This is a genomic window from Amycolatopsis sp. SID8362 (assembly GCF_010550475.1).
GTDB classification, from domain to species: Bacteria; Actinomycetota; Actinomycetes; order Mycobacteriales; family Pseudonocardiaceae; genus Amycolatopsis; species Amycolatopsis eburnea.
Window position 1 is genome coordinate 1 of sequence record NZ_JAAGNB010000870.1, and the last position, 5,022, is coordinate 5,022.

The window sequence follows — 5,022 nt, forward strand, 5'->3', positions numbered from 1 at the left end:
GCGAAGTACGGGTCGCTGACGTCGTGGCAGATCACGCCGACCGTGCGGTGCGTGCCGCCGGCGAGGGCCTGCGCGTGCGCGTTGGGGGCGTAGGCCAGCTCGGCCGCGGCGGCGGACACCCGCTCCCGCAGGTCGGCGCGGACGGACGCGGTGCCGTTGAGCACCCGCGACGCCGTCGCGAGCGAGACGTTCGCGCTGCGTGCCACGTCTTCCAGTGTCACGTGCGGCCGGGCCTTCATGGCTGGCTCCTCCAAGATCGGTTTCGGGTGTCTCCGCGTGCTCGGTCGGTGCAATCTACTGGGAGGAGGGTGTCTCCGGAGAAGCCGCTGCTCGGGGGACCTGACCCATTCGAGTGAAACCGGCCGGGAAGATCGGTCGCGGCACGTGTGTTGCAAACAAGGAAAACCTTCAAGTGGTGAGCCCGCCACTGCCCATTACCGCGAAAGGAACACGCATGCTGTTCGGTGACGAGCACGTCCGCCGCTACGAGGAGACCGACGGCGAGGTCGGGCATGACTGGAAGGAAGGCGTCCCGACGCTGGTGCTGACCACCAAGGGCCGCAAGACCGGGCAGGAGCGCAAGTTCGCCCTGATCTACCAGGAAGTCGACGGCAACCCGGTGATCGTCGCGTCCAAGGGCGGCGCGCCGAACCACCCCGGCTGGTACTTCAACCTCGTCGAGACCCCCGAGGTCGGCGTGCAGGTGAAGGCGGACAAGTTCAAGGCCGTCGCCCGCACGGCCGAGGGCGAGGAGCGCGCGAAGCTGTGGGACAAGCTCGCCGCCGTCTGGCCGGACTACAACGAGTACGCCAAGAAGACGGACCGTGAGATTCCCGTGGTGGTTCTCGAGCGGCAGTGAAATTCGCACTGTGATCTGCGCCGCGTTCGGCGCGCGCCGGGGCCGAACCGGGCGGTCGTCGGCTACGAATGACACTCATGACCGACCGCTGGACCGCCCTGGACCTCGAGGGTGAGCTGCTGACCCGACGCCAGATGATCGCCTACGGCCGGCGCTTCGCCCGCGCCGGCCGTGGCGCCTGGTACAGCTTCGCGATCGAAGTGGTCTGGCAGTTCCTCGCGCAGACCACGCGGTTCCGCGTCCGGGGCTCCCGCCACATCCCGAAGACCGGCGGGGTGCTGGTCGCGTCGAACCACCTCTCCTTCGCCGACCCGACGACGCTCACCGCGTTCTGCCTCGCCGCCGGCCGCGTGCCGCGCTACCTGGCGAAGGCCTCGCTGTGGAACCTGCCGGTGGTCGGCCGCGTGATGCGCTCCGGCCGCCACATCCCGGTCTACCGCGGCGCGGCGACGGCCGCGGAGGCCTACCGCGACCTGGTGGCGTCGGTGCGGGCGGGCGAGTGCGTCGCCGTCTTCCCGGAAGGCACGTTCTCGAAGGACCCGGACGGCTGGCCGATGCGCGGCAAGACCGGCCTCGTCCGCGCCGCGCTGGAGACCGGCGCGCCGGTGATCCCGGTGGCCAACTGGGGCACCCACCACCTGCTGCCCTCGACCGCGAAGTTCCCCCGCGCGCTGCCGCGCAAGACCGTCGAGCTGGTCGCGGGGCCGCCGGTCGACCTGTCCGACCTGCGCGACCGTCCGCTCACCCGCGAGGTGCTGGAGGAGGCGACGGCCCGCATCATGGGTGAGGTGACGACGCTTTTGGAGTCGATCCGGGGCGAGCAGCGGCCCCTCGCGGCCTGAGTTCCGCGTCACCCCGCCCGCGTCTGCCCGAAGGGGTAGTTTCTGGCGTATGAGTGCACAACACTTTGATGTCGTCGTCCTGGGGGCGGGAGTCGGCGGTTACGTCGCGGGGATCCGCGCGTCGCAGCTGGGGCTCAGCGTCGCGGTGGTGGAAGAGAAGTACTGGGGCGGGGTCTGCCTGAACGTCGGGTGCATCCCGTCGAAGGCGCTGCTGCGCAACGCCGAGCTGGCGCACGTCGTGACGCAGGAGGCGAAGGCGTTCGGCATCTCGTCCGACAGCCCGATCCGCGTCGACTACACGGCCGCGTACGAGCGCAGCCGGAAGGTCGCCGACGGGCGCGTCAAGGGCGTGCACTTCCTGATGAAGAAGAACAAGATCACCGAGTTCGACGGGCACGGCACGTTCCTCGACGACCACACGCTCGAGGTCAACGGCGAGCAGATCACGTTCGGCCACTGCGTCATCGCGACCGGTGCGACCACGCGGCTGCTGCCGGGGACCGCGCGCAGTGCCCGGGTCGTCACGTACGAAGAGCAGATCCTGTCCAGCGAGCTGCCGTCGAGCATCGTGATCGCCGGCGCGGGCGCGATCGGCGTCGAGTTCGCCTACGTGCTGCACAACTACGGCGTCGAGGTCACGATCGTCGAGTTCCTCGACCGGATGGTCCCGCTGGAGGACGCCGAGGTCTCCGCGGAGCTGGCCCGGCGGTACCGGAAGCTCGGGATCAAGGTGCTGACGTCGACCCGCGTCGAGTCGATCGACGACTCGGGTGACGCGGTCCGGGTGACGGTTTCGTCCAAGAAGGACGGCGAGCAGGTGCTCACCGCGGACAAGGTGCTGCAGGCGATCGGGTTCCAGCCGCGGGTCGAGGGCTACGGCCTGGAGAAGACCGGCGTCGCGCTGACCGACCGGGGCGCGATCGCGATCGACGGCCGCGGCCGGACGAACGTGCCGCACATCTTCGCGATCGGTGACGTGACGGCGAAGCTGATGCTGGCGCACGCGTCGGAGTCGATGGGCGTGGTCGCGGCGGAGACGATCGCCGGCGCCGAGACGATGGAACTCGACTTCCCGATGATCCCGCGGGCGACCTACTGCCAGCCGCAGATCGCCAGCTTCGGCTGGACCGAGGAGCAGGCCCGCGAGAAGGGCTTCGACGTCCGGGTGGCGAAGTTCCCCTTCACGGCCAACGGGAAGGCACAGGGCCTCGGCGACGCCGGCGGGTTCGTGAAGCTGATCAGCGACGGCACGCACGGCGAGCTGATCGGCGGGCACCTGATCGGGCCGGACGTCACGGAGCTGCTGCCGGAGCTGACTTTGGCGCAGCAGTGGGATCTGACGGTGCACGAGGTCGCGCGGAACGTGCACGCGCACCCGACGCTGGGTGAAGCGGTGAAGGAAGCCGTGCACGGGCTGGCCGGCCACATGATCAACATGTAGGGACGTCGAAGCGGAGCTCCGGCCGTTCCCAGCGGGCCTTGGGCGGGTTCGGCGGGACCGTGCCGGTGCGCCGCGCGCCCATGCGGAGGTAGAACTCGAGCGCGGGCGGGTGCGCGACGACGCGGATGTCGCGCAGCCCCCGCGCTCGCGCTTCGTTCCGCAGGTGCTCGACCAGCCGGCGGCCGACGCCGAGTCCTTGGGCGGCGTCGGCGACGAAGAGCAGGTCGAGTTCGGCTGCCACGAGCGCGTAGAAACCGAGGATGGCGCCGTCGTCCGTGGCGGTGAAGGTGGGGTTGGCCGCGACGTAGGCGGGGGTGACTTCGTAGCCGTCGAGGATGGTGGCGTAGTCGCCCCGGTACGCCGAGGACGCGAGCACGAGAGCGGTCAGGGCGGCGGCTTGGTCCGGGGTGGCGCGGACGATCTCGACCATGTTCGCAGCCTACGTCGAAGTTCTTGACCTCCAGCTGACTCGAAGTATCAGACTGGCGCCATGAAAGCTGTGGCGTTCACCGAATTCGGCGGGCCCGAAGTGCTCCGCGTCCTCGATCTCCCGGAACCGCACGCCGGGCCCGGCGAAGTCCGGGTGCGGGTCAAGGCCGCCGGCGTGCAGCCGTACGACGCCGCCGTGCGGGGCGGGTGGGAGCCGCCCGGGCTTGTGCTCGGGTGGCCTCGCGTGCCCGGGAACGAGTTCGCCGGGGTCGTCGACGAAGGCGAACTCGAAGCGGGTACCGAAGTTCTCGGCTTCACCGCCGTCCGCGCTGCCGCCGAGTACATCGTCGTGCCCGCCTCCGACGTCACCCCGAAGCCGCCCGAGATGCCGTGGGAGGTGGCCGGTGGGTTCACCGCCGGGACGCAGACCGCGTCGATCGCCTTGGAAGCCTTGAAACTGCGGGCGGGGGAGACGCTGCTCGTGCACGGCGCCGCCGGTTCGGTCGGGACCGCCGCCGTTCAGCTCGCGAGGCTCGCGGGGGCCGAGGTCGTCGGCACCGCGAGTGCGTCCAATCAGGACTACGTCCGGTCGCTGGGTGCCACCGCCGTCGTGTACGGCGAGGGGCTCAAGGAGCGCGTGGCGCCGCTGGGCGTCGACGTCGTGCTCGACGGCGCGGGCGGCGAGGCACTCGACCTCTCACTCGAACTGGTGAAGGACCGGTCGAGGATCCTCACGCTGGTCGACCACGGACGGGCCGCGGAACTCGGCGTGCTCGTCTCGAAGTCCGGACGCTCCGCCGCGCGTCTCGCCGAGCTGGCCGCGCTATACGCCAAGGGGGATCTGCGCTTCCACGTGCGCCGCGCCTATCCGTACACCGAGGCAGCCGCGGCCCACCGGGAAATCGAGACCGGCCACGGGCGGGGAAAAATCGTTCTCACGTTTCCCTGATCGTTCCAGGATGTGGACGGTTGCGCGATCCAGACTTTGGTCGGTGGTTCCCCGTCCGGTCACTCCTTAGATTCTCCCCATTACACCCGGTCGAGTGACCGAGGATCACAGGGAGACATCGATGGTGAGATTCAGCCGGGTTGCCGCGCACGCGGCTCCGCTGACGGTCGGCGCGTTGCTGCTGACCACGGGCGTCTCGGCGGCGCAGCCGTCCACGGTGGACGCGGCGACCGCGCGCACCGAGGCCGGCATCAGCGCGCTGCAGAGCATCAAGAAGAGCCTGAGCCCCGCGGAGCGCAAGCAATCGAGCCAGCTGGTCGTCGAGAAGCGGTTGCGGGCCGACCGGTCGCTCGCCGCGAAGCTGCCCGACTACCGCTCCGGTGTGGGCGTCAGCGGCGCCGGCACCGTCGCGGTCGACATCGCCGCGTCCGGCAAGGCCGTCGCGAACGCGGTGCGGGCCGCCGGGGGCACCGTCCGCTACACCGCGCCGGACGGCGCCGTC

At 70.3% G+C, this 5,022-nt stretch carries 6 protein-coding genes and 1 pseudogene; 5 read left to right on the forward strand and 2 right to left on the reverse strand.

The genetic code is table 11. From position 1 onward, the window contains the following. Window positions 1-239, reverse strand: a 239-nt coding sequence (locus G3I65_RS27235; protein WP_160698646.1) for a LacI family DNA-binding transcriptional regulator, incomplete at its 3' end; no start/stop codon positions are given. 215 nt (window positions 240-454) lie between these two features. Here G3I65_RS27235 and G3I65_RS27240 point away from each other — a divergent pair. From G3I65_RS27240 to lpdA, 3 genes are all read left to right on the forward strand, one after another. After that, a complete protein-coding gene (locus tag G3I65_RS27240; RefSeq protein ID WP_160698647.1) occupies window positions 455-859 on the forward strand; it encodes a nitroreductase family deazaflavin-dependent oxidoreductase in 405 nt (134 codons plus the stop codon). Window positions 860-936: 77 nt separating this feature from the next. Beyond that, on the forward strand, window positions 937-1,701 hold the full coding sequence (locus G3I65_RS27245; RefSeq protein WP_160698648.1) for a 1-acyl-sn-glycerol-3-phosphate acyltransferase: 765 nt from the start codon (window positions 937-939) through the stop codon (window positions 1,699-1,701). Window positions 1,702-1,750: 49 nt separating this feature from the next. Then, entirely contained in the window at window positions 1,751-3,142 is a 1,392-nt protein-coding gene (gene lpdA / locus G3I65_RS27250) for a dihydrolipoyl dehydrogenase (protein ID WP_160698649.1), read from the forward strand. Here the strand turns inward: lpdA and G3I65_RS27255 are convergent. Next, window positions 3,132-3,572 (reverse strand): GNAT family N-acetyltransferase, encoded by a 441-nt coding sequence (locus tag G3I65_RS27255; RefSeq protein ID WP_160698650.1) that lies wholly within the window; start codon window positions 3,570-3,572, stop codon window positions 3,132-3,134. The genes lpdA and G3I65_RS27255 overlap by 11 nt on opposite strands. 60 nt (window positions 3,573-3,632) lie before the next feature. Here G3I65_RS27255 and G3I65_RS27260 point away from each other — a divergent pair, with 60 nt between their 5' ends. Beyond that, the gene (locus G3I65_RS27260) at window positions 3,633-4,520 is read left to right on the forward strand and encodes an NADP-dependent oxidoreductase (RefSeq protein ID WP_160698651.1); all 888 of its coding nucleotides are present in this window, start codon (window positions 3,633-3,635) and stop codon (window positions 4,518-4,520) included. Window positions 4,521-4,641: 121 nt separating this feature from the next. After that, window positions 4,642-5,022 (forward strand): annotated as a pseudogene (locus G3I65_RS27265) (hypothetical protein); the annotation flags it as partial.

Excerpts from the sequence above, each read along its gene's own strand:
- G3I65_RS27240 (WP_160698647.1), top strand. The coding sequence starts at position 455 with ATGCTGTTCGGTGACGAGCACGTCCGCCGCTACGAGGAGACCGACGGC.
- G3I65_RS27245 (WP_160698648.1), top strand. The coding sequence starts at position 937 with ATGACCGACCGCTGGACCGCCCTGGACCTCGAGGGTGAGCTGCTGACC.
- lpdA (WP_160698649.1), top strand. The coding sequence starts at position 1,751 with ATGAGTGCACAACACTTTGATGTCGTCGTCCTGGGGGCGGGAGTCGGC.
- G3I65_RS27255 (WP_160698650.1), bottom strand. The coding sequence starts at position 3,572 with ATGGTCGAGATCGTCCGCGCCACCCCGGACCAAGCCGCCGCCCTGACC.
- G3I65_RS27260 (WP_160698651.1), top strand. The coding sequence starts at position 3,633 with ATGAAAGCTGTGGCGTTCACCGAATTCGGCGGGCCCGAAGTGCTCCGC.